Annotated in this window: 23 protein-coding genes and 1 riboswitch; of the genes, 8 read left to right on the top strand and 15 right to left on the bottom strand. The window is 61.7% G+C overall.

Translation table 11 applies throughout. From position 1 onward, the window contains the following. Positions 1 to 50: 50 nt before the first annotated feature. The 6 genes from LCM4573_RS24115 to LCM4573_RS24090 all read right to left on the bottom strand — a co-directional run bounded on the left by LCM4573_RS24115 (position 51) and on the right by LCM4573_RS24090 (position 7,041). On the bottom strand, positions 51 to 797 hold the full coding sequence (locus LCM4573_RS24115) for a DNA mismatch repair protein MutT (protein ID WP_071009056.1): 747 nt from the start codon (positions 795 to 797) through the stop codon (positions 51 to 53). Continuing rightward, entirely contained in the window at positions 794 to 1,903 is a 1,110-nt protein-coding gene (locus tag LCM4573_RS24110) for an endonuclease/exonuclease/phosphatase family protein (RefSeq protein WP_071009054.1), read from the bottom strand. The genes LCM4573_RS24115 and LCM4573_RS24110 overlap by 4 nt, the downstream gene beginning before the upstream one ends. A gap of 54 nt (positions 1,904 to 1,957) precedes the next feature. Beyond that, positions 1,958 to 2,986, bottom strand: a complete 1,029-nt coding sequence (locus tag LCM4573_RS24105) for an ABC transporter ATP-binding protein (RefSeq protein WP_071009052.1) — start codon at positions 2,984 to 2,986, stop codon at positions 1,958 to 1,960. Beyond that, complete coding sequence (locus LCM4573_RS24100) at positions 2,974 to 4,668, bottom strand: iron ABC transporter permease (RefSeq protein WP_071009050.1); 1,695 nt, start codon at positions 4,666 to 4,668, stop codon at positions 2,974 to 2,976. The genes LCM4573_RS24105 and LCM4573_RS24100 overlap by 13 nt, the downstream gene beginning before the upstream one ends. A gap of 12 nt (positions 4,669 to 4,680) precedes the next feature. Continuing rightward, the gene (locus tag LCM4573_RS24095) at positions 4,681 to 5,664 is read right to left on the bottom strand and encodes an ABC transporter substrate-binding protein (protein WP_071009049.1); all 984 of its coding nucleotides are present in this window, start codon (positions 5,662 to 5,664) and stop codon (positions 4,681 to 4,683) included. A gap of 150 nt (positions 5,665 to 5,814) precedes the next feature. Next, on the bottom strand, positions 5,815 to 7,041 hold the full coding sequence (locus LCM4573_RS24090) for a PLP-dependent aminotransferase family protein (protein WP_071009047.1): 1,227 nt from the start codon (positions 7,039 to 7,041) through the stop codon (positions 5,815 to 5,817). Positions 7,042 to 7,306: 265 nt separating this feature from the next. On the opposite strand from LCM4573_RS24090, the gene LCM4573_RS24085 reads away from it, so the two are divergent. Continuing rightward, positions 7,307 to 7,759, top strand: coding sequence for an RbsD/FucU family protein (locus tag LCM4573_RS24085; protein WP_071009045.1), 453 nt, complete (start codon positions 7,307 to 7,309; stop codon positions 7,757 to 7,759). Between the two features lie 69 nt (positions 7,760 to 7,828). Here LCM4573_RS24085 and ilvC read toward each other — a convergent pair whose 3' ends face one another. The 5 genes from ilvC to LCM4573_RS24060 form a co-directional block, all read right to left on the bottom strand. Further along, positions 7,829 to 8,848 carry a ketol-acid reductoisomerase gene (gene ilvC / locus LCM4573_RS24080; protein ID WP_071009044.1) on the bottom strand — a complete coding sequence of 340 codons (1,020 nt, stop codon included), beginning with the start codon at positions 8,846 to 8,848 and terminating at the stop codon, positions 7,829 to 7,831. A 40-nt stretch (positions 8,849 to 8,888) separates the two neighbouring features. Then, positions 8,889 to 9,548, bottom strand: coding sequence for a TetR/AcrR family transcriptional regulator C-terminal domain-containing protein (locus tag LCM4573_RS24075; protein ID WP_071009042.1), 660 nt, complete (start codon positions 9,546 to 9,548; stop codon positions 8,889 to 8,891). Between the two features lie 131 nt (positions 9,549 to 9,679). Beyond that, positions 9,680 to 10,318: a glutathione S-transferase family protein gene (locus LCM4573_RS24070; protein ID WP_071009228.1), complete on the bottom strand. Its 639-nt coding sequence runs from the start codon at positions 10,316 to 10,318 to the stop codon at positions 9,680 to 9,682. Between the two features lie 192 nt (positions 10,319 to 10,510). After that, positions 10,511 to 11,146 (bottom strand): 3,4-dihydroxy-2-butanone-4-phosphate synthase, encoded by a 636-nt coding sequence (gene ribB, locus LCM4573_RS24065; RefSeq protein WP_071009040.1) that lies wholly within the window; start codon positions 11,144 to 11,146, stop codon positions 10,511 to 10,513. Between the two features lie 114 nt (positions 11,147 to 11,260). Next, positions 11,261 to 11,407, bottom strand: a riboswitch (FMN riboswitch). A 196-nt stretch (positions 11,408 to 11,603) separates the two neighbouring features. Beyond that, positions 11,604 to 12,512: an AraC family transcriptional regulator gene (locus LCM4573_RS24060; protein ID WP_071009038.1), complete on the bottom strand. Its 909-nt coding sequence runs from the start codon at positions 12,510 to 12,512 to the stop codon at positions 11,604 to 11,606. Between the two features lie 229 nt (positions 12,513 to 12,741). Here LCM4573_RS24060 and LCM4573_RS24055 point away from each other — a divergent pair, with 229 nt between their 5' ends. Then, positions 12,742 to 13,788 (top strand): NAD(P)-dependent alcohol dehydrogenase, encoded by a 1,047-nt coding sequence (locus LCM4573_RS24055; protein WP_071009037.1) that lies wholly within the window; start codon positions 12,742 to 12,744, stop codon positions 13,786 to 13,788. A 64-nt stretch (positions 13,789 to 13,852) separates the two neighbouring features. Here the strand turns inward: LCM4573_RS24055 and LCM4573_RS24050 are convergent, their stop codons facing one another. Together LCM4573_RS24050 and LCM4573_RS24045 are read right to left on the bottom strand one after the other, a co-directional pair. After that, positions 13,853 to 14,437, bottom strand: a complete 585-nt coding sequence (locus LCM4573_RS24050; protein ID WP_071009035.1) for a hypothetical protein — start codon at positions 14,435 to 14,437, stop codon at positions 13,853 to 13,855. Positions 14,438 to 14,463: 26 nt separating this feature from the next. Further along, entirely contained in the window at positions 14,464 to 14,871 is a 408-nt protein-coding gene (locus LCM4573_RS24045) for a helix-turn-helix domain-containing protein (protein WP_071009033.1), read from the bottom strand. Between the two features lie 142 nt (positions 14,872 to 15,013). Between LCM4573_RS24045 and LCM4573_RS24040 the strand changes: the two genes are divergently transcribed. Beyond that, entirely contained in the window at positions 15,014 to 15,901 is an 888-nt protein-coding gene (locus LCM4573_RS24040; RefSeq protein WP_071009031.1) for an SDR family oxidoreductase, read from the top strand. A gap of 57 nt (positions 15,902 to 15,958) precedes the next feature. Beyond that, complete coding sequence (locus LCM4573_RS24035; protein WP_071009030.1) at positions 15,959 to 16,897, top strand: bifunctional helix-turn-helix transcriptional regulator/GNAT family N-acetyltransferase; 939 nt, start codon at positions 15,959 to 15,961, stop codon at positions 16,895 to 16,897. On the opposite strand, the gene LCM4573_RS24030 is transcribed toward LCM4573_RS24035, so the two are convergent. Both LCM4573_RS24030 and LCM4573_RS24025 read right to left on the bottom strand, forming a co-directional pair. Then, positions 16,894 to 17,646, bottom strand: coding sequence for a pyridoxine 5'-phosphate synthase (locus tag LCM4573_RS24030; RefSeq protein WP_071009028.1), 753 nt, complete (start codon positions 17,644 to 17,646; stop codon positions 16,894 to 16,896). The two genes, LCM4573_RS24035 and LCM4573_RS24030, sit on opposite strands and share 4 nt — an antisense overlap. 103 nt (positions 17,647 to 17,749) lie before the next feature. Beyond that, positions 17,750 to 18,877, bottom strand: a complete 1,128-nt coding sequence (locus LCM4573_RS24025; protein WP_071009026.1) for an ATP-dependent RecD-like DNA helicase — start codon at positions 18,875 to 18,877, stop codon at positions 17,750 to 17,752. Positions 18,878 to 19,027: 150 nt separating this feature from the next. On the opposite strand from LCM4573_RS24025, the gene LCM4573_RS24020 reads away from it, so the two are divergent. The 4 genes from LCM4573_RS24020 (at position 19,028) to LCM4573_RS24005 (ending at position 21,960) form a co-directional block, all read left to right on the top strand. Further along, positions 19,028 to 20,164 (top strand): mandelate racemase/muconate lactonizing enzyme family protein, encoded by a 1,137-nt coding sequence (locus LCM4573_RS24020; protein ID WP_071009025.1) that lies wholly within the window; start codon positions 19,028 to 19,030, stop codon positions 20,162 to 20,164. Positions 20,165 to 20,265: 101 nt separating this feature from the next. Further along, positions 20,266 to 20,640 (top strand): hypothetical protein, encoded by a 375-nt coding sequence (locus LCM4573_RS24015; RefSeq protein WP_071009023.1) that lies wholly within the window; start codon positions 20,266 to 20,268, stop codon positions 20,638 to 20,640. After that, complete coding sequence (locus tag LCM4573_RS24010; protein ID WP_071009021.1) at positions 20,624 to 21,178, top strand: RNA polymerase sigma factor; 555 nt, start codon at positions 20,624 to 20,626, stop codon at positions 21,176 to 21,178. The genes LCM4573_RS24015 and LCM4573_RS24010 overlap by 17 nt, the downstream gene beginning before the upstream one ends. Next, positions 21,175 to 21,960: an anti-sigma factor gene (locus tag LCM4573_RS24005; protein ID WP_071009019.1), complete on the top strand. Its 786-nt coding sequence runs from the start codon at positions 21,175 to 21,177 to the stop codon at positions 21,958 to 21,960. Before LCM4573_RS24010 ends, LCM4573_RS24005 begins: the two co-directional genes overlap by 4 nt. Positions 21,961 to 22,000 lie beyond the last annotated feature (40 nt).

Genomic DNA, 22,000 nt, shown 5'->3' with positions numbered 1-22,000 from the left:
CATTTACCCTTGGCGCCAAACTGCCCGAGCACATCGGCCAGTGCAAGGCGTCATGATCGGCTGCCCCCACCGAAATACCAGTCGAGCACCGGCAGCATGGCGACGTGATAGGGATTGGCAGAGCGATCGGCGGAGCGGATAACAACTGCCGCGGCAATTTCCTCCTCTTCCGCCACGCGGATATGGTGCTCTATCCGGGAGACCATCTCGTCCGCCGTCAGATCGAAGCGGAACAGCCTGAACAGGGTGATCGCGCGGCGATATCGGGAGACGTGATATCCCTCCGTCGTCATGGCATCCCTTAGATCGAGGCCCGTCTCCTCCAGCACCTCCCGCCGCATATTGCCCTCGACATCGCAATAGCCGTCCACGATGTCTTCCGGCTCCATGGAGCCGCACGCGAAATAGACAAGCCCCGGATTGGCGGTATGCTCTCCCATGCGGGCGGCGATCAGCGCACCGTCCGAGCTTTCGAGAACGGGATAGCCGAAAACATGGATGCCGCCTTCCCGGCCCGCCTGTTTGCGCCACCATAGGAAAGCGGAATAGGGAACGACGTGGCCCTCGCTGCGTAATCCTTCGGAGGTCAGCGAAACCTTCCGGTGAAGAACCATGCGCCCGTCGAAGAGCGCGGGATTTGCCGCGATTTCCTTCTCCCAGTTTCGGGCTATCGCCACTTGCTCGCGAAGATAAAGCGGGTGATCGCCCGGCAGTACTCGCAACTCCGCCTGTCTCACCGGAAAGATAGTCTCTTCCAGCGGCCAGCCGGCGAAATCCTCTGAAAATTCGATTTTCATTCGAGGTCCAGTTCCATGACGACGGGGCAATGATCGGAGGCCTTGGGGCGATCCCAGCCGATGCGGGGGAAATGTTCCACCTCCTGGCCCGGCGGGAAGACCGTGCGGTAGGGCTGGCCGCCGCGGATGATTTCCGGGACGCGCTCCGCGTTGCGGCGCGCAAGCGCGGGCGAGAGCCAGATGTAATCGAGCTGGCAAAGGTGCTGCTCCTCCGGCCCGCGAGCATGATAGAGCGTCCATCGGTCCATGACGTCGCGGCGCTCCATCGGGTTTTCGGCAAACCCATCATGGCTGAAGACGTCGAGCGCGCTCGTCTCCTCCCGCACCGGCTCGAAGCGGTAGCCGAGCCTGCGCGTGCCGATCACCTGCACCTTTTCCTGGTAATCGTTCATGTCGCCGCAGATGGCAAAGTTCTTATCCGCCGTGCGCCCCTTGCCGAACTGGCGCTCGATAATGTGGCGGACCGCCTTCGCCTCCGCGGCGCGGATCGCCATGGTTCCGGTGCGGCCATCGGTTCCCTCGCGGGCATTGCCCATGGATTTGAAGTGTACGACATAAAGCGAGAAAGGCTTGCCGCCGATCTTGAGCTCCAGTTCCAGGCAGTCGCGCTTGAAGATCTTGTCGTAGGGGTCGTTGGTCAGYGCCAGTTCGTCATTGAAGAGACCGAGGTCATGATAGGTGAGCATGGCGTGGCTTCGCACGTCCACCACCTCGATCCTCTCGCCCGTCCGCGTTTCCTCCCGCATCAGCACCGCCACATCTATGCCGCGCGAATCATTGCCTTCCACGAGGTATTTCTGGCGATAGCCGTTGCCTATCATGCGGTAGAGATAACCGTATTCGAAGGCCTGCAGGGCAGGCATGTTGTCCACTTCCTGCAGGCAGAGGATATCGGCATCGGCCTCGGCGATGGCGAGCGCCGAAAGCTGGCGGGTATCGTCGGTTTCGGCAACCAGCCGCGCCTGTTCAAGCTGCTGGTAGACGACCTTGTCCTGCACGTCGTAAAGCCTCAGCACCCGATCCTGCCGGAGCTGGTTTCGCCAGCCAGAGAAATCGAAACGGGTCATGAGGTTTTCGATATTGAAGGTGCCGAGGCGCAGCGACATGAAGCGGAATCCTCCTGTTTTCGACGGCACCATAACCACGCGGGCCGAAGCTGGCTACAATCTCCAGGCGGAGCGGATGACGATCGGCAGGACATCGCCGGCCTTTACCGGATCGCGGCTGAACGCCCGGAGCATCTGCCCATCCGGCAGAACGAGCCGCAAGGCGTAGCGCTCTCCTTCGAACAGCACAGAGACGACACGTGCCTCGATCCCCCCGCCCGCGAAGGCGATATCCTGCGGCCTCACGAGGATATCGATTCTCGGCGCAGCCGGATCGATGCTCGCAAGAAGCGGCTGGAGCGCGTGCCAATCGAGCAACCGATTGTCCCCGACTGGTGATGGCAGCGATAGGATGGCACCCTGCCCCACGAGCCCGCCGACAAGGCGGCCTTCCGGCCGCGCGTAAATCTCCTCCGGCGAAGCGACCTGCAGCAGCCGTCCTTCCGACATGACGGCGACATCGGTGGCAAGCGCCATCGCCTCGCCCTGGTCATGGGTAACGTAGATCATCGTCGCACCCGAGCGGGCGTGGAATTCCCGGAAGGTCTCCTCCATCTCCTGGCGCAGATGCCGGTCGAGATTGGCGAGCGGCTCGTCCAGAAGCACGACATCCGGTTCGGTCACCAGGCAGCGCGCCAGCGCCACGCGCTGCCGCTGGCCACCGGAAAGGTCGGCCGGCCGGCGGTCCCCGAAGCTTTCCAGGCGAACGGCGGCAAGCGCCTCGCCGATCTTCCTGCGCCGCGTCTCACCGGAAATGCCGCGCACCTTGAGGGGATAGCCTACATTGTCGGCGACGCTCATATGCGGCCAGAGCGCATAGGACTGGAAGACCATCGCCATGTTGCGGCTCTCCGGCGGAACCATCGCTCCGGCATCCGCGAGCACCCGCTCGCCGAGCAGTATGGAGCCATCGGTCGGCTGCTCGAAACCGGCGATCATCCGCAGCACCGTCGTCTTGCCGCAGCCAGACGGACCGAGCAGCGCCAGAAACCCGCCTTCGCGCACGGTCAGCGACAGGTCGTTCACGGCGGGCTTTCCCAAACCGAAGGCCTTGGAGACACGATTGAGGATCAGCTTCGCCAAGGCACCACTCCCTTCGGCAGTCGTTTCGCCATCAGTTCCAGCGCGATCATCATGGCAATGACCATGACCACCACGAGGACGGACAGAGCGGAGGCGAGATTGAAACTGCCGCTGTCATCGAGATTGTAGATCGCCACTCCGAGCGTCTGGGTGCCCGCCGACCAGAGCAGCGCGGATACAGTCAGTTCGTTGCAGGCGATCAGGAAGACGAGGATCACCGAAGCGCCGGCGGCGGGCGCCACCAGCGGCACGAGGATATCCGCAAGCCTTCGTCCAAAGCCGGCGCCGGAAAGCCGTGCGGCCTCTTCCAGCGAGGGATCGAGCTGGCGAAAGGCGCTGACCACCGACTTCAGGCTGACGGCGAAGAAACTCGAGAAATAGGCGATCAGGATGATCCAGATCGTGCCGTAGATCGAGATGCGGAGGATCGGGAGCGGTGCGGCAAAGAGCAGGATGAAGGCGACTGCCAGCACGATGCCCGGAAGCGCATAGGGAATTTCCGCCAGCGCGGTGATGAGGCCTGCAAGCCTGCTCTTCGTCCGCACGAGGAAATAGCCGGTCAGCACCGTCACCGCCAGGAGGCCGAAGGCCGTGGTAACCGAAAGGAAAATGGAATTTGCGAAGGCGGTGCGCGTCACCGCCTGGCGGAAGAGGATTTCCTCGTAAGCATGGATGGTCGCGGTCTTGGCGCTCAGCGGCACGCCATAGGCTGGCGCAAGCGAACTGGCGACGAGCGCCGTCAGCGGCATCACCAGGATCAACAGGATGACGAGCCAGAGCAGCGCTTCGGCGAACACCCGCCAGCCGCCCAGCCGGAAAACCGCAACCTGCCCGGAAAGGCCGATGACGCGATAATCCCTCCCCTTGAGAACGCGGCTTTCCACGGAAAGGCCGATGATCGAAATGATCGCGATCAGGGCCGAGATGAGCGAGACGTCGCCGAAAGTGCCGGGGCCGAAGCTTGCGAATTTCGAATAGATCAGCACCGGCAGCGTATAGATCGAAGCCGGGATGCCGAGGATCGCCGGAATGCCGAAATTGCCGACGCCCGAGACGAAGGCGATCGCCGCGCCGGCCACAAGCCCCGGCAGCGACAGCGGCAGAATGATATCGGTGAGCACCCGGCGCGAGGATGCGCCGGAGAGCCGTGCCGCCTCCACCGCATCGCGCGGCAGAGCCAACAGCCCTGCCCTCAGCGAGAGATAGACGAGCGGTGCATGCTGCACACCAAAGAGCAGCGCAATGCCGCCGATCGAATAGAGCGGCTGCGGGCTTCCAAGCGGCGGCGCCAAACCCAGCGCTTTCAGAAGCGCGCTCGAAGGCCCCGTCATGCCGATCCAGGAGAGCGCCGTCACCTGCGGCGGGATCATCATCGGCAGCATGAAGAGGAAGCCGAGCAGCGCCTTGGCGCGAATGTCGAAGAGCGTCAGCAAGAGCGCGAAACCGCCGCCCAGGATCACCGCGGCGATCATCCCGAGAAAGGACGTGGCGAGCGTATCGTAGACCGACCGCCAGAGCGCCGGATCGGATAGCAGCTTCGCAGCCCCGCCTTCAAAGGCCGAAGCAAGCCCGGTCGCCGCCAGCCTGCCGAGCGGCAGCACGCTCAGGAAGAAGACGACGGTGACGACAAAAGGAAACAGCCAGCGCGGCTGGCTGTTTCTCGGATTTCCGGATCGCGTCATGCGCTCTCTATATCAGCCCTTGATGCCGAAGATATCCGAAAAGGTCTTCACATCCTCCTCGGAAGCCTTGAGAGCTTCGGCCGCATTGATCGGCAGCACCTTGATCTTTTCGCGGGCGGGATAGCCGGCCGGCAGGTCGATGCCGTTGCGCGCCGGGATGTAGCCGAGCTTGGCGGCGATCTTCTGGCCGTTTTCCGACAGCAGATAGTCGATGAACTTCTTGGCGGCATCGGCATGCTTGGTGGAGGAAAGGATCGCGGCGGGCTCGGTGACGGCCGAGACCCCCTCCGTCGGGAAGACGAATTCCACCGGCGCGCCCTTCGCCTTCTCGCGGATCGGCAGGTAGTCGACGACCACGCCATAGGCCTTCTCGCCCGATGCGACCGCCTTCAACACGCCGCCATTGCCGCCGGCGGCGACAGCGCCGTTATCCTTGAGCTGCTTGTAATAGTCCCAGCCGAGGCCGTCGACCCCGGCAAGCGTCTGGGCGTGGATGAGCGCGGCGCCAGAGGCGAGCGGGCTCGGCATGGCAACCAGGCCCTTGGCTTCCGGCTTGGCGAGATCGGCCCAGCTCGTCGGCTTCATGCCGGCCTGGGTGTTGTACATGATGCCGGTGGTGATGAGCTTGGTGGAGTAATAATAGCCATCCGCATCGTAGAGCGCCGCGTCGAAATTGGCGGCTTCCGGCGACATGTAGGCGAGAAGCTGGCCAGCCTGCTTCATGCGCTCCAGCGTGACGGTATCGGCGATCAGCAGAACGTCCGCCATCGGATTGCCGGCCTGGATCTCCGCATTCAGCTTCGCCATGATCTGCGGCGTGCCGTCGCGAACCCATTCGACGTCGATATCCGGGTTGGCGGCCTTGAAGCCATCGACGGTCGCCTGGGCATCCTCGTTCGGCTGGCTGGTATAGAGCACGAGGTCGGCGGCGTTAGCTGCACCGGCGACAAGGCCGAGCGCGACGAGCGCGGTGAAGGCGGAGAGAAGCTTTTTCATCTGAGCAGTCCTTCTGAATGGATAACCGCTTAAACACGATCGATCTGACAGGTATGTGACAGATGCCATCAGCACCACAGAAAGACTATCCGCAATAAAAAAGCCCCGTCACCGAGTGGAGACAGGGCTTCGACTTGGCGGATAGCCTGATCAGGCGGCGGCCGCGGAAAGCGCGTTGCCGATGAGGCGGCCGAGACGCTGGATGCCTTCCTCGATCATCGCCTCGTCCGCGCAGGAGAAGGAGAGCCGCAGGGTATTCGCGCCCGAGCGATCGGCGAAGAAGGCCTGGCCCGGCACGAAAGCGACCTTCTCGGTTTCGATCGAGCGGGCGAGAAGCTCGGCGCCGTCAAGGCCTGCCGGGACAGTGACCCAGATGAACATGCCGCCTTCGGGCTTCGTCCAGCTCGTGCCCTTGGGCATGTACTTGGCGAGCGCCGCGAGCATGGCGTCACGGCGCTTGCTGTAAGCCGCCTTGATCTTGGAAACCTGCGCGTCGAAACCGCGGGAAGCGACATGCTCGATGGCGATCTGGTTGATCGTCGAGGAATGCAGATCGGCAGCCTGCTTCATCAGTACCAGCTTGCGGATGACCGGCATGGCGGCGACCACGAAGCCGACGCGAAGGCCGGGAGCGAGCGTCTTGGAGAAGCTGCCGCAATAGATGGTTCGGGTGTTCTCGATGCCGCCCTTGCGGGCGATATCGAGCGCCAGGATCGGCGGGACCGCGTCCCCATCGTAGCGCAGCGATTGGTAGGCGGCATCTTCGATGACGGCGATGTCGAGTTCGTCGGCGAGGCCGAGCAGCTTTTCGCGCCCTGCCCGGTCCACCGTCTCGCCGGTCGGATTGGCGAAATCGGCCGACAGATAAGCGAATTTCACCGCACCGCCCGCTTTGGCCGCAGCCTCCTGATAGGCCGCCGGCGTGCGGTTGCCGAAGGAAAGCTGGTCATAGGTCGGCTCATAGGCGTTGAAGGCCTGCAGCGCGCCGAGATAGGTCGGCCAGGTGACGAGAGCGGTGTCCTTCGGCGACAGGAAGAGCTTGCCGAGATAGTCGAGCGCCTGCTGCGAGCCGGAGGTGATGAAGACGTTTTCGACGGCGCAAGGAATGCCGATCTTCGCCATTTCGCCGACCAGCCATTCGCGCAGCGGCTTGTAACCTTCGCTGACGGAATACTGAAGCGCGGCATTCACCTGGGCGCCGGAAAAGATATCCGAATAGGCTTGCTTGAATTCCTGATCGGGAAACAGCGCCGGGTCGGGAATGCCGCCGGCGAAGGAGATGATGTCGGGCCGCTCGAGCAGCTTCAGAAGCTCACGGATTTCGGACGCACGCATGCGGCTGGAGCGCGTCGCAAAGATATGTTCCCAATCAAGCACGGATGTTTCCTCTTATTTCAATTTTGTATGACCTTTCTTTACAGAAAGATCGACAGGTCAGCAATACTGACCTATTGGCCTGCCGGCGATTTTTTCGCCTGTATGCTGCACTATGCCACCAGAGCAATTTCAGCAAAAGTGTGCAGCGTTTTTGCCTTCGGAATTGCGAAAACAGCCAATGCGTTCGCTTGCCAGAGCGAGAAATTGAAGACAGTTTTCTGCCGACTCAATTCGAGCAAACGATGGCACGATCCGGGAGGAATACATGCTCAAGAACATCGATCCGGCATTGAACGCAGACGTATTGCACGCGCTTCGCTCCATGGGGCACGGAGATACGCTGGCGCTGGTGGACACGAACTTCCCGGCGGAGTCCGTCGCGCGCCAGACCGCCCTTGGCAAGCTGCTCAGGATCGACAACGTCCCGGCCGCTCGCGCCATGCAGGCCGTTCTTTCGGTACTGCCGCTCGACACCCCGCTGCAGYCCTCCGTCGGCCGGATGGAGGTCATGGGCRCTCCCGACCGGATCGAACCGGTGCAGGCGGAAGTGCAAGAGCAGATCGATGCTGCCGAAGGCCAGTCCGCCCCGATGTACGGCATCGAGCGCTTCGCCTTCTACGAAGCGGCGAAGAAGGCCTATTGCGTGATAGCGACCGGCGAAACACGGTTCTACGGCTGCTTCCTGCTCACCAAGGGCGTGATCCCGCCTCAAGGCTAAAAAGAGAAACGCCACGCACCGGACTTGGTGCGTGGCGCCTGAGTGTCAGCCGCATGCGGCTTCGAAAGCTTAGTTGACCGTCTTGTCGACCAGCTTGTTCTTGCCGATCCAGGGCATCATGGCGCGCAGCTTGGTGCCGACTTCCTCGATCTGATGGGCGTCGTTGTTGCGGCGGATGCCCTTGAAGCGGGCGCCGCCGGAACGGTATTCCTGCATCCATTCGGAGGTGAACTTGCCGGTCTGGATGTCCTTGAGGACGCGCTTCATCTCGGCCTTTGTCTCTTCCGTGATGATGCGCGGACCGGTGACGTATTCGCCCCACTCGGCCGTGTTGGAGATCGAGTAGTTCATGTTGGCGATGCCGCCTTCATAGATCAGGTCGACGATCAGCTTCACTTCGTGCAGGCACTCGAAATAGGCCATTTCCGGCGCGTAACCGGCTTCCACCAGCGTCTCGAAGCCGGCGCGGATGAGTTCGACCAGACCGCCGCAGAGAACGACCTGCTCGCCGAAGAGGTCGGTTTCGCACTCTTCCTTGAAGTTGGTCTCGATGATGCCCGAACGGCCGCCGCCGACGCCGCAGGCGTAGGAAAGAGCAAGCTCAAGCGCATTGCCGGAAGCGTTCTGGTGAACGGCGACCAGGCACGGCACGCCGCCGCCCTTCTGGTATTCGCCGCGAACCGTGTGGCCCGGGCCCTTCGGCGCGATCATGACGACATCGACCGATGCCTTCGGCTCGATCAGGCCGAAATGCACGTTGAGGCCGTGCGCGAAGGCGATCGCCGCGCCGTCACGGATGTTCGGAGCGATTTCGACCTTGTAGATGTCGGCCTGGAGTTCGTCCGGGGTCGCCATCATCATCAGGTCCGCCCACTTGGCGGCTTCGGCAACCGTCATGACCTTGAAGCCGTCGGCCTCGGCCTTCTTGACGGTCGGCGAACCGGCCTTTAGCGCGATCGCCACGTTCCTGGCGCCCGAATCCTTGAGGTTCAGCGCATGCGCGCGGCCCTGCGAGCCGTAACCGATGACGGCGACGTTCTTCGACTTGATGAGGTTGATATCGGCATCCCGATCGTAATAAACGCGCATCGTTTTTTCCTTCCCTATGCGTGTCGCTTGTTGGTGATATTCATCGTCCCGAGGAGGCACGCGGCGCCTCCTCCGTTCCCTTTTGCGTGCCGTGCAGCGTCAGGAAGGCATCGACCGCCTTCTGCGCCTGGCGCGCATTGTCCTTGAGGCCCGGCTCGCCGAGCAGCATGCGCACATGCAGGTCGGAGACGATCAGGCCGTAAAGCGTGTGATAGGCGGCGTCGGCATCGTCGAAACGCAAGAGCCCCGCCCGCTTGCCCGCATCGAGCAGCGCGATCGCGCGGCGATCGATCTGGCGGCGGCCGTGCTCGAGCAGCAGCTTGCCGAGTTTGGAACCGTCGCGGTTGGATTGGCCGATCGCAAGCCGGTTCAGCGCCAGCGACACGTCGCCGGCCAAAACCTCCAGCAGGTCGCGCGCGAAAAGCTCCAGGTGCTCGCGCAGCAGCACGGCGTTCAGCCGCTCGCCGGAGCGCTCGAAGGTGCGCACCTTGCTTGCCTGGTGGGCGATCATCGCAGCCAGCAGACCCTCGCGATCGCCGAACCACTTGTAGAGGCTTTCCTTGGAGCAATGCGCAGCGCGCGCCAGGCCGGAGGTCGTGAGCGCCTTTTCGCCCCCTTCCACGAGCAGCCGAAGCGCCTGCTCCAGAACGACATTCTGGCGGGGCGAAAATTCCGGCACGCGGCCTGCTTCGGCAATCACTGTAGGGCCTCCTATCCAGTACCGTACGGTACGGTTCGGATTGCGCTTATGGCGCAGACGCAAGCTCGCGTCAAGACGGTTTGGGAGAAGTTGACCACTGGTTCTTCGAACGTCCCGCAGCTTTAAAAAAGCTAAGCCGGCAGCGGCGGCAATTCCGGAGCACCCAATCCACGGAAAGGATCACGCCAAGCGTCGATGTCTTCGAGCTGACGGTTCCAGCGGCGAATGGAGGGATACTCATCGATCGGTAGCAACGCGGCGTCATTGAACGGCAGAAACGTAGCCATTCGAAAGTCCGCAAACGAAGGCGTATTCCCTACCAGCCAAAGCCGGCTTGAAAGTTCCACCTCAAGGATCTTAGCGGCTTGGTGAAATTGCYGTAATCCATTCTCGACCTGCTGCGGATCCAGGGGACCGATCCCATACCGCAACTTGGTTCCGCGTTCAAAATGCACGATATCGCAAGCTTTCACGAAATTCTGCATGCCCCAGCTGATCCATCGGATCATCTCCGGCTCATCATCGTCGGTGCGCCAGAAATTGGAGAGCATGTCGCGGGAAAGACRGCAGGCGATGGCGTCAGCCTCCCAAAGCGTTCTTCCAGGACCTTGCAGAATGGGCAGCAGCAGATTCGGGTTCAACGAGCGATAACGCTCGGCCTGCCCCGGCGCTCGCGGCGATGCATATTCAAACTCGACCTGCGCATCCAGATAACGCGCAACGGCCACCGCGAGACGCGGATTGGGATTACGGCTGAAGTACAGTTTCATATCGGACAGGCCTCCGTTCATCTCCTTTTAAAGACGAGTGGGAGCATGGATATCCGACATGCCGGAATGAAAAGTCACGTGAGGCGGTCCGATGATTTCGGAGGCTTTCAAACGATCAAAGCCGGTGCAAACCTGCGCCGGCTTTGATCGGGTTTTCACGATATGCTGGGGCTTTCGACCAATCGAGCCAGGTCAGGCGGCGTAGGCATCGCCCACGTTACGCAGATCCTTCACGTATGAAATCAGGTCGGCGATCGTTACCAGCGGCATTCCATGGAGCTTCGCGAATTCGACGAGGTCCGGCAGGCGCGCCATGGTGCCGTCATCCTTGGCGACTTCGCAGATGACGCCGGAGGGCTTCAGGCCCGCCAGACGGCAGAGATCCACGGCCGCTTCCGTATGTCCGGGGCGCGAAAGCACGCCATTGGGATGGGCCCGGAGGGGAAAGATATGGCCCGGCCGCGCGAAGTCGTCCGGCTGCGCCTTCGGGTCCATCAACGCCCTCACCGTTGCCGCCCGGTCGGCCGCCGAAATGCCCGTCGTCGTTCCCGGAATGTAATCCACCGAAACGGTGAAGGCGGTCTTGTGGGATTCCGTATTACGGGGAACCATTAGCGGGATGTCGAGCGCATCCAGCCGCTCGCCTTCCATCGCCACGCAGATCAGGCCGCGTGCATGGTTCATCATGAACGCGACCGTCTCAACAGTCACCGTTTCCGATGCCGCGATGATGTCTCCCTCATTCTCCCGGTCCTCGTCATCCACGACGACGATCATTTGGCCGCGTGCCAGAACTTCGAGAGCATCTTCGATTTTTGCGATTGTCATTTCGGTGCCTTTCAAGGGTTACCCGCGTTAGCGGTTAAAACCACGGCCTTGCGGGCCGCCATTTATCCCTTGGGCGAACAAGCCGGACTCATCCCCCGAACAGGGGACACCCGGCGTTGTTCTCTTCCATCCGGACTTTAACCGTCGGCTCCGGCATCTCACCGGATCTGCTGACCTTTCACTTGCGTGAAAGCGCTCGCGGGCTCCGGGATTACTCCCGATACCGCCGGTGGGGAATTGCACCCCGCCCTGAGAACAGTTCCAAAATAATGGCTTCCCTTGCTGATTTGCAAGAGGGCTTTGCGACAGCCGAGCGTCGTACTGGAGAATTAATCACCCTCAGCGACATCTGCCCGGGAAGATTTTTCCGGACAGTTCTCCGCCGGGGCCTTCGAGAACCATTCCCCGAAATGCCCAGGACAACGCCATCAGACGATACGTGTGAAGCGCCACAAGTCTAGACGGTGACCGGTTCGCGGACCGATGATTCCACGTCGCGCAAGGGCGAGAGCCCGTAGAGCCGGCTATATTCGCGGCTGAACTGGGAAGGGCTTTGGTAGCCGACCCGATGGCCGGCCGTGCCGACATCCATCTTTTCCACCAGCATCRGGCGCCGCGCTTCATGCAGGCGCAGCTTCTTCTGGAATTGAACCGGCGTCATCGCCGTCGCCGCCTTGAAGTGATGGTGGAAGGAGGATTCGCTCATGTTGACGCGCTCCGCCAGTTCCTCGATGCGAAGCGGGCGGGCATAGTTCTGGCGTAGCCAGGCGATCGCACGCGCGATCCGGTTGCTGTTGCTGTCGCTGACCGCGATGTTGAGCAGCCGCGCGCCGTGCGGGCCGGTGAGAATGCGGTAGAGGATTTCTTGCTGGATCAGCGGCGCCATGGCCGGTATTTCCGCCGGGCGGTCGAGCAGGCGCAACAGACGTACCGCCGCGTCCAATATCTCCGGCGAAGCAGCATTGACGGTGATGCCGCGCTGGCTCTCCGCATTCACCTGCTGCCGAGGAAGCTCGACACGATTGAGAAGCTCTGTGAGCTTTTCGCTGTCGATCGCGAGCGCGAAGCAGAAATGCGGGGCTTCCGGCGTCGCTTCCGTTACCCGCCAGGTGACGGGCAGATCGAACGAGGTGAGAAGATATTCGCCCATGGCATAGTTGATCGTCTCCGTGCCGAGACGCAGGCTCTTGGCGCCCTGCAACACGATCGCCACACAGGGCTTATAACTGCTGTGGAACGACTCGCTCGGCGTGGAGCGCCGGCTGAGGCACAGATTGTCGATGGCCGTGGCGAACTCTCCCTCGCCCGGCGTATGGCGTGCGGCGATGGAGGCGATTTCCTGATAGGGATTGAAGGGCAGTGTCATGAGCGATCCCTTTTGGCCTTCTGCGAGTGGCCCTTATCTAGGATAGCCCATCCGCACCGGAAACACACTCTCCCGTCTTTTTTGCAGGCCCACCATTTTTTGTAGGCCCCCATGAATTTTGCAGGATCGTGCAAGAAGCTTGCAGGATCGATCTAACACCTGCCGACCGCCCGGATGCATAGTCCGCTTCGTCCCTTTCCCTCAAATCAACAGATGATTGGAGCTTCTCATGGCTATTGCTAGAGGCTATGCCGCCACCGACGCGTCCAAGCCGCTGACGCCCTTCACTTTCGAGCGCCGCGAGCCGAATGCCGACGACGTGGTCATCTCGATCCAGTATTGCGGCGTCTGCCATTCCGATATTCACCAGGCCCGAAACGAATGGGGCGGGTCGAAATACCCGATGGTTCCGGGCCACGAAATCGTTGGCACGGTCGCGGCCGTCGGTTCTTCGGTCACGAAGTTCAAGGTCGGCGACAAGGTTGGCGTCGGCTGCTTCGTCGACAGCTGCGTCGGCTGCGCTTCCCGCGATGTCGATAACGAACAGTACATGCCCGGTCTCGTGCAGACCTACAACGACTATGAAGCCGACGGAAAGACGCCGACCTATGGCGGCTATTCCGACTCGATCGTCGTCAAGGAAGGCTATGTCCTGTCGATCCCGGAAAACCTGCCGCTCGATGCGGCCGCTCCGCTGCTTTGCGCCGGCATCACGCTCTATTCGCCGCTTCGCCACTGGAATGCCGGCCCCGGCAAGAAGATCGCGATCGTCGGCATGGGCGGTCTCGGCCATATGGGCGTCAAGCTCGGCGCCGCCATGGGCGCGGATGTCACCGTTCTCAGCCAGTCGCTCTCCAAGAAGGAAGACGGGCTGAAGCTCGGCGCCAAGGAATATTACGCCACGAGCGACGCAGAGACCTTCACCAAGCTCGCCGGCACCTTCGACCTCATCATCTGCACGGTGGGCGTGGCGATCGACTGGAACGCCTATCTCGGGCTCCTGAAGGTCAACGGCTCCATGGTGCTGGTCGGCGTGCCGGAACATGCGGTACCGGTGCACGCCTTCTCGCTGATCCCTGGCCGCCGCAGCCTTTCCGGCTCGATGATCGGCTCGATCAAGGAAACCCAGGAAATGCTGGATTTCTGCGGTCAGCACAACATCGTCTCCGAGATCGAGACGATCAATATCGGTGAGATCAACGAAGCCTATGAGCGCGTCCTGAAGAGCGCCGTGCGCTACCGCTTCGTTATCGACATGGCCTCGCTGGCGGCCTGATCAAACATCCGAAAAACCGAAGGGGCGGCTTCCGGCCGCCCCTCTCCTTTTCCGTCGCAAAGCCCTATGAGGCCCGGCGCACCAAATCGTCGAACAGACCGGCGACAGCCCGGGAATCGGAGACATCCACGACGGCCACCCCATGCTGCGTTGCGGCCTCGCGCATTTCCGAATTGTCCCGCAAGGACCGCTCGATAAACTTGTCCATTATGGCGCGAGCGGGCTCGTCAGCTTGCCGATATCCCGCCTCGGATCGCATTCTTTCCCGTAGAAAATCCGTATCGGCATGGAGGTAGATCCCGGCGACCGCATCGGAAAGAAGAGGCGCGATGAATTCCGGACGAAGCGCCGACCCCTCCAGAATAAGTGGCCTTTCGGCGTCGATCTCACTCTCAATCATCCGCCTGATGCCGGGCCACACGTTTTCATGATGCACCTTCAGGAACCAGTAGATCGTCTCCGGAGAAAGCCGCGCGTAATATTCGGCGACGGGCTGAGGTATGCCCGGCCATGGACGGCCGGGATGCCTTCCGAGGCGGTCGGTCGATTCCATGTTCCAGCCGAGCGTCTCGGCCAGACGTCGCGCGAGCGTGGTTTTGCCGACATGCGAACTTCCGGCAATCAGGATGCCCGATAGTCTCTGTCCCACCCGCACTTCCCTAAGGGATTTCGTATTCAAGCGAGTTCGCTCGCGTCGAACCGCTCCCGCGCCGCCTTGACGTCGGCATGATTGACTACCGCCCACTGAAGGACCTTGGAAAGCGGCTCGAATAGCGAGCGCCCGAGATCGGTCATGCGATATTCCACGCTCGGAGGCTTGGTCGGAAACACTTCCCGCTCGATATAGCCGTCCCGCTGCAGGTCGCGCAGCGTCTGGGTCAGCATGCGTTGCGAAATATCCGGGATCAGCCGGCGGAGCTCCCCGAAGCGATAGGGACGGATGGCGAGCGCCTCCAAGAGCAGCGTCGACCATTTGCCGGAGATGCGGTCGATCACGTCGCGCACCGGGCAATTGTCCATGTCCCATGCGCTGATGTCGAGTTCCTCGCTTTTCAGCGGCGAGGTGGTCTTGTTCAGAACCATGGGTTCCCTTTCGGTAACGATCTCCCCCGAAACTGCCTTCTTTACAGCCTCAGGTCAATTCCTATTCTAGTGTTAGTCTCTTTTTGAGACCAACACTCACCAATGCTGCTGCACTGAGCGGCTGCCAGAAAAGGAAGATTTCATGAGCAAGCTGCTCGTCACCGGTGCCGCCGGCAATCTCGGCCAGGCTGTCATTCGTCACCTTCTGGAGACATCCGGGATCCCCGCCGGCGACATCATCGCGGCGAGCCGTGATCCGCAAAAGCTTGCCGGCCTTGCCGAAAAGGGCATCGAAACCCGCAAGGCCGATTTCGACGACGAAGCCGGCCTCGTTGCCGCCTTCAAGGGCGCAGATCGCGTGCTCATCATCTCCACCGATGATCTCGCCAATCCCGGCAAGCGCCTGACCCAGCACAGGAATGCTGTCTCGGCCGCGGCCAAGGCCGGCGTGAAGCATGTCGTCTACACATCCATGCCGAATCCGGACAAATCGCTCATCTCCTTCGCACCCGACCATCTCGGCACGGAAGAAGCGATCAAGGCGAGCGGCCTTTCCTACACCATCCTGCGGAATGCCTGGTATTACGACAACTATCTGCATTCGATGCCGCACAATCTTCAGGCCGGCAAGTGGCATACCGCGTTCGGCAAGGGCCGGGTCTCCAACATCTCCCGCGACGATTGCGCCCGCGCGGCAGCCGCCGCTCTCGCGAACCCTCCCGTCGGCAGCCAAACGCTGACGCTGACCGGACCGCAGGCGCATACCGCCGAGGAAATCGCCGCCGCGATCTCCTCCACCGCCGGCGCGCCGCTTGAAGTCGTGCATGTGAGCGCCGAACAGCTCGAGCAAGGTCTTGTGGGTGCAGGTCTGCCGGATTTCGTCGTCAACATGCTGGTCTCCACGGATGCCAATATTCAGGCCGGCAATTTCGATCTGGTGACCGGCGATTTCGAGAAACTCACGGGCRCCAAGCCCCAGCCTCTCGGCGCCTACTTCGCGGAACAGAAAGCCGCGCTCCTTGCTGCATAATTTATTTGACTACGTCAAATAAATATTGGACAGAGTCTCCAAAGGGAGACTCTGTCCATGACCGATATCGCCATGCTGGACGCCGTTCGCGGCTTTAACCGCTTCTATACGAACAAGCTCGGCCTGCTGGCGAAGGGCTATCTCGATACCGATTACACGCTTACCGAAGCGCGCATTCTCTACGAGATCGGCGCCCGCAGGCGACTTTCGGCGACCGAACTCAATCGCGAACTCGGTCTCGATCCGGCCTATCTTAGCCGCCTCCTGAAGAAGTTCCGCGAGGCGGGCTTTATCGACAGCGAACCCGACCCCGCCGATGGGCGCAGCCAAATCCTCGTTGTCACCGAGAGGGGACAGGCGGAGTTCGAAATGCTGGGCGAGCTTTCGCGCCGGCAGATCGCGGCCGACCTCGATGGCATCGAAGATACCCGCCGTCAGGCTCTGATCGGCGCGATGAACACGATCCGCGCCACGCTCGACCCGTCAATGCCGGCGGGTCCGGCAATCATCCGGCCTCACCGGACCGGCGATATCGGCTGGATCATCGAGGCTCAGGCCAAGGCCTACGCGGCCGAATACGGCTGGAACGAAAAGTTCGAAGGGCTGGTGGCCGAGGTGGCCGGAAAGTTCCTGACCAATTTCAATCCCGAACGCGAACGCTGCTGGATCGCTGAGCGGAACGGTCAGAGAGTGGGTTCGATCATGGCCGCCGATGGCGGCAACGGCATCGCCAAACTCAGGCTGCTCTACCTCGCGCCCGAAGCGCGCGCCCTCGGCCTCGGCCGGGCCTTGGTAGATGAGTGCATCCAATTCGCAAGACTTGCCGGCTATCGCCAGCTATCGCTCTGGACCAACGACATCCTGACGGCCGCAATCCACATCTATCGGAAGGCCGGATTCCGGCTCGTCTCGGAAGAGAAACACGCCATGTTCGGTCCGGAATGCAACGGGCAGACCTGGGTTCTCGATCTCGGCGAAAAGGAGCTGGCAAACTAGACTTTCTGCCCGCAGGCGCGCCGGAAGCGGCGCACCGTTTCGGCCATCCCGTATTCCAGCGCGTCCGCCGTCAGGCCGTGGCCGATCGAGACCTCGGCAAGCGCCGGAATGCGCTTCGCGAGCGCCGGCAGGTTTTCGACCGTCAGATCGTGACCGGCGTTAACCGCAAGTCCTTCCGCAACCGCCGCATCGGCCGTGCGCCCCAACTTTTCAAGAATTTCCGCTGCGAGTTCCGGCTTGTCGTAGCAGCCTCCATAGGGGCCGGTATAGAGTTCGATGCGGTCAGCGCCGGTCGCCTTGGCGAGCTTAACGGCCTCGACGTCTCCGTCCCCATCTGCAAACAGCGATACGCGAATGCCCCTACTCTTCAATCGCGCGACGATCGGCTTCAGGAACTCGCCCTCTCCGCGGAAATCGAAGCCGTGATCAGAGGTCGCCTGGGCGGGATCGTCCGGCACCAACGTCACCTGTTCCGGCTCGGTTCTTTCGCAAAGCGCCAGGAAATCCTCGCTCGGATAGCCTTCGATATTGAACTCGGCTTCCGGAAACTCGTCGTCGATCAGCGCGCGGATCACCGGCAGGTCGGAAAAGCGGATATGCCGCTGGTCGGGGCGCGGATGGACGGTCAGCCCGCTTGCTCCGGCCTGCAGAGCGATACGACCGAGATGTTCCAGACTCGGCCATGGCAGATCGCGGCGGTTGCGCAGCATGGCAATGGCGTTGATATTGACCGAGAGCTTGGCGGGCATGACGAAATCCCATCTGATAGAATGCGATCTGCTTATGCCATCGAGATAGTAGAGGCCAATGGCTTTTCTGCCATCCGTCCATGCAAAGTTTTGATGGAAGCGATCAGCGAACGATGATCAGCGTCTCGGCAGCGCGGGTGATGCCGGTRTAAAGCCAGCGCTCGCGCGTATCGCGGAAGGCGAAACTCTCGTCGAACAGCACGACATTGTTCCACTGTGAACCCTGCGCCTTGTGCACGGTCAACGCATAGCCGAAGTCGAAATCGTCATAACGCTTCTTGGTGGACCAGGGAATTTCAGTCTCCTGGTCCTCGAATGCCGCTTTCAGGAGCTTGATCTTGGCCGCACCCCGATCCATGTCGTCGTCTTCGGGCCGGACCATAAGGTTTATGCCAGGCTTCACGGTCTCGCGCGACGAACTCATAACCTGCCAGAGCGATCCGTTCAGCAGGCCCTTGGCCGGGTCGTTGYGCAGGCAGACCAGCTTGTCGCCCGATTGCGGATACTCCGCCGAAAAGCCCTTAAGCTCGCGCAGGCGTTGATTATAGCGCTTGCGCGTCCTGTTGGTGCCGACCAGCACCTGATCGGCTTCCATCACAAGCGGCTGGGTCACCTCGTTGCGGGAGATCACCTGCGCCGTGCCGTAGTCGCCATACATCAGCTCCCTGCCCTCGCGCACGTCCATGGCGAGCTTGATGATCGGATTGTCGCGGGCCTGGCGATGGATTTCGGTCAAGAGGTAATCCGGCTCCTGCTCGGTGAAGAAGCCGCCGCCGGTAACCGGTGGCAGCTGGCCGGGATCGCCGAGCACGAGAATGGGCGTGCCGAAGCTCATGAGGTCGCGGCCGAGCTGTTCGTCCACCATCGAGCATTCGTCGATGATGATGAGAGCCGCCTTGGCGACAGGGCTCTGGCGGTTGATGGAAAACATCGGCGAGATCGAGGTCTTGCCCGTCTCCTCGTCCTCCACAGCCTCCTCGCCGCGCGGGCGATAGATCAGCGAATGGATAGTCTTGGCATTGCGGGCGCCGCGCGAGCGCAACACCTGCGCCGCCTTGCCCGTGAAGGCCGCGAACAGCACATCACCGTCCACATGCTCGGCGAAATAGCGGGCAAGCGTCGTCTTGCCGGTGCCGGCATAGCCGAACAGGCGGAAGACCTGGCTGCGGCCATCCTTCAGCCATCGCGAAACGGCCTTTAGAGCCTCATCCTGTTGAGGTGCGAACTGCATTGGCCGACTTGGCAGGATTCGGGCGGCGGGCGCAACCGAAAAGAACGAAAGAGGATCAAAACAGCTGGCCCATACGGCATGACGAACAGCTGCCCGCGCGTGTTGTGCTCGGCAAGCCGGTATGGAATGGATTGGCAAATGGAGGAGCACATGAGAATCGAAAGCATAACGTCGAGCGTTCACAGGTTGCCGCCCGCCTCGCCCTGGGAGGATGCGACCAACAAGGTCCAGGCGCTGGAATTCGTCGTCGTGGAGGTCAGGACGGATACCGGCATTACCGGTACCGGTTTCAGCTACAGCGTCGATATCKGTGGCACCGCGATCCACACGCTCATAGAAGACTATCTCTCGGCGCTTGCGATCGGCATGAATCCGCTCGCCTACGAGCAGGTCTGGACGAAGCTTTCGAACCAGTCTCGGCGGCTCGGCCTCGGCGTCAATTCCATGGCGATCGCCGCCATCGATATCGCCATCTGGGACATTATCGGAAAGCACAAGGGCCAGCCGCTGCATCAGCTTCTCGGCGCCGCACGCGAAAGCATCCCCGCCTATATCAGCGAAATCAATCTCGCCGAAAGCGACCGCGTCGAGGACCTGCTGGCCCGCGCCCGGGATTATCTCGCCCGGCGCTACAAAGCCATCAAGATCAAGATCGGCAGGCCCGACCTGGAAGCCGATATCGAGCGCCTGGCCAGGCTGCGCGAGATACTCCCGAGCGACGTGCGCCTGATGGTCGATCTGAACCAGAAATGGAGCGCCGCGCAGGCGATCCAGGCGGCAGGCCGGCTGGAAAAGTTCCATCTCGAATGGATCGAGGAGCCGCTTCTCTATCACGATGTCCAGGGCCACGCGGATCTGAAGCGCTCTACCAGGACGCCGATCGCACTCGGCGAAAGCCTCTACAGCAAGTTTCAGTTCCTCAATTATCTGCGGGCCGGCGCCGTGGACGTGGTGCAGGCCGATGTCGCTTTCGTCGGCGGCATTACCGAATGGCTCAAGGTCGCGCATCTCGCCAGCAGCTTCGGCAAGCCCATCGCGCCTCACTACATGATGGAGATTTCGCTGCCGCTCCTCTGCGGCGTGCCCAACGGCTATATGCTGGAGGATGTGGTCGGCGGCAGCTTCACTGAGCTTGGCCTTATCGAAAACCCGATCATCACCAGAGACGGCATCGGAACGCCGCTCGACGTGCCGGGCCACGGCATCGTCTTCAGCCGAAGCGCACTCGACGCCTGCCGGACGAATTCGGCGGAGTTGAAGAAATCCTTCCAGGGCGGCAGCAAATAAACCTGCAAAATTGAGGGGCGTTACGGAATAAAACCCTCCCCTTCGGTGTCTCGACATGGGCGGCAGGAAAAAGCCGCCTTCACACCCGAGAGGAGACCCCCATGAAAACCCTCATTCTCCTGCCCTTCGCATTCGCCGCGCTCACCACGGCAGCCTTTGCCGCCCCGCCGGTCAAAACCGTCAAGTCCGAGAAGGGCGAAGTGCTTGCCGGCGAAAACGGTATGACGCTCTATACCTACCGCAACGACAAGAAGGGCACGTCCAACTGCTACGACAAATGCGCCACCAACTGGCCGCCGCTGATGGCGGATAGCAACGCGGCCGAAGAAGGCGCATACTCGCTCGTGACCCGCAAGGACGGGTCGAAGCAATGGGCCAAGGACGGCATGCCGCTCTACTACTGGGTCAAGGATACCAAGGAAGGCGATGTCACCGGCGACGGTGTGGGCGGTGTCTGGGATGTCGCGAAACCCTGACGAAGCCGAACCGGCGCACGGGGCGGCCGCCGCTTCCGCGCCGGTTTCCTTCGAGGCGCACATGCTCGCGCTCCTGCCGTCGCTGAGGCGCTATTCTCGCAGCCTCACGCGCTCCGACAGCGAGGGCGAGGACCTGTTGCAGGATTGCGTCGAGAAGGCGCTTTCAAGCCGCGCCCAATGGCGCGGCGTCAATTTCAAGTCCTGGCTCTACAGGATCATGACCAATCTCCACCTCAACCAGCGCCGCTCGCTGCGGCGGCATCCCTCCGTCGGCATCGAGGAGGCCGAGGCGATGACGGCGGGCGGTCCCGGCGATCCGCTGGAGATGAAGCGCCTTTCGCTGGCTCTCGAGGCGCTGCCGGCCGATGCGCGCGCCGTCCTGATGCTGGTGGCGGTCGAGGGATATGGCTACCGGGAAGTCGCCGAAATGCTGGAAATCCCGATCGGAACGGTGATGTCGCGCCTGTCGCGCGCACGCCAGATGCTGCGCGAACAACTCGCGGAAGAAAATGTCATTCATCTGCGGAGACCAAGATGAACGAAGAGGCACGCGTGAGCGAAGCGGAACTGCATGCCTATGTCGACGGGCTTCTCGACGAGGCGGAGCGCGCGCGCATCGAAACCTGGCTTGCCGCCAATCCGGATGCCGCAGCGATGATCGCCGACTGGAAGACGCAGAACGACCGGATACGTGCCGCTTTCGCGGGGCATGCGAAAAGCATGGAAAACGACGTGCGGCTGATCGCTCGTGGCGCGGGTTCAAAGACAGCCCCATCCGCCAAGCGCCTGCGGCTTGCCGGTGCTGCGGCCGTGATCTTCGCGATCGGGGTGCTGAGCGGCCATTTTGCTCCCCGCCTACTCGGCCAGCCGGAAATCCAGCTCACCTACGCCGAAATCCTGCCGAAGGAGGCGCAGAGCGCCTTCCTCGTCTATGCCGGTGAGGTCAGGCATCCGGTGGAGGTGTTCGCCGAAGAGGAAGCGCATCTCGCCACTTGGCTCGGCAAGAGGCTCGCCATTGACGATCTCAAGGTTCCGAACCTTCAAAGACTCGGCTTCAAGCTGGTCGGCGGACGGCTGCTGCCTGTGGACGGTCAGCCCGGCGCCATGTTCATGTACGAGGATCAGGCCGGCGAGCGCCTGACGGTACTGCTCAGCCGCAACTCGCAAAACAGGACGACGAGCTTCCGCTTCGCCTCCGTGGGTGATGTCGAGACCTTCTACTGGATCGATGGCGAACTCGGCTATGCGGTCACTGGCGAAGTGCCGCGCGACATGCTGCGGCAGGTGGCGGAGGAATGCTACCGGCAATTCCCTTCATGAGAGGCCTTAGCACCGTTCAACCTGCCGGCAGGCTCCTGCC

It is taken from the genome of Rhizobium sp. LCM 4573 (assembly GCF_001854865.1).
Taxonomy (GTDB): Bacteria; Pseudomonadota; Alphaproteobacteria; order Rhizobiales; family Rhizobiaceae; genus Neorhizobium.
Note: the sequence above shows the minus strand (reverse complement) of the source record. Positions and strands in the feature narration are given on the sequence as shown.

Bases quoted from the DNA above. Each gene is read 5' to 3' on its own strand.
- LCM4573_RS24115 (WP_071009056.1), bottom strand. From the start codon at position 797: ATGAAAATCGAATTTTCAGAGGATTTCGCCGGCTGGCCGCTGGAAGAG.
- LCM4573_RS24100 (WP_071009050.1), bottom strand. From the start codon at position 4,668: ATGACGCGATCCGGAAATCCGAGAAACAGCCAGCCGCGCTGGCTGTTT.
- LCM4573_RS24095 (WP_071009049.1), bottom strand. From the start codon at position 5,664: ATGAAAAAGCTTCTCTCCGCCTTCACCGCGCTCGTCGCGCTCGGCCTT.
- ilvC (WP_071009044.1), bottom strand. From the start codon at position 8,848: ATGCGCGTTTATTACGATCGGGATGCCGATATCAACCTCATCAAGTCG.
- ribB (WP_071009040.1), bottom strand. From the start codon at position 11,146: ATGACAATCGCAAAAATCGAAGATGCTCTCGAAGTTCTGGCACGCGGC.
- LCM4573_RS24055 (WP_071009037.1), top strand. From the start codon at position 12,742: ATGGCTATTGCTAGAGGCTATGCCGCCACCGACGCGTCCAAGCCGCTG.
- LCM4573_RS24045 (WP_071009033.1), bottom strand. From the start codon at position 14,871: ATGGTTCTGAACAAGACCACCTCGCCGCTGAAAAGCGAGGAACTCGAC.
- LCM4573_RS24035 (WP_071009030.1), top strand. From the start codon at position 15,959: ATGACCGATATCGCCATGCTGGACGCCGTTCGCGGCTTTAACCGCTTC.
- LCM4573_RS24030 (WP_071009028.1), bottom strand. From the start codon at position 17,646: ATGCCCGCCAAGCTCTCGGTCAATATCAACGCCATTGCCATGCTGCGC.
- LCM4573_RS24015 (WP_071009023.1), top strand. From the start codon at position 20,266: ATGAAAACCCTCATTCTCCTGCCCTTCGCATTCGCCGCGCTCACCACG.
- LCM4573_RS24010 (WP_071009021.1), top strand. From the start codon at position 20,624: ATGTCGCGAAACCCTGACGAAGCCGAACCGGCGCACGGGGCGGCCGCC.
- LCM4573_RS24005 (WP_071009019.1), top strand. From the start codon at position 21,175: ATGAACGAAGAGGCACGCGTGAGCGAAGCGGAACTGCATGCCTATGTC.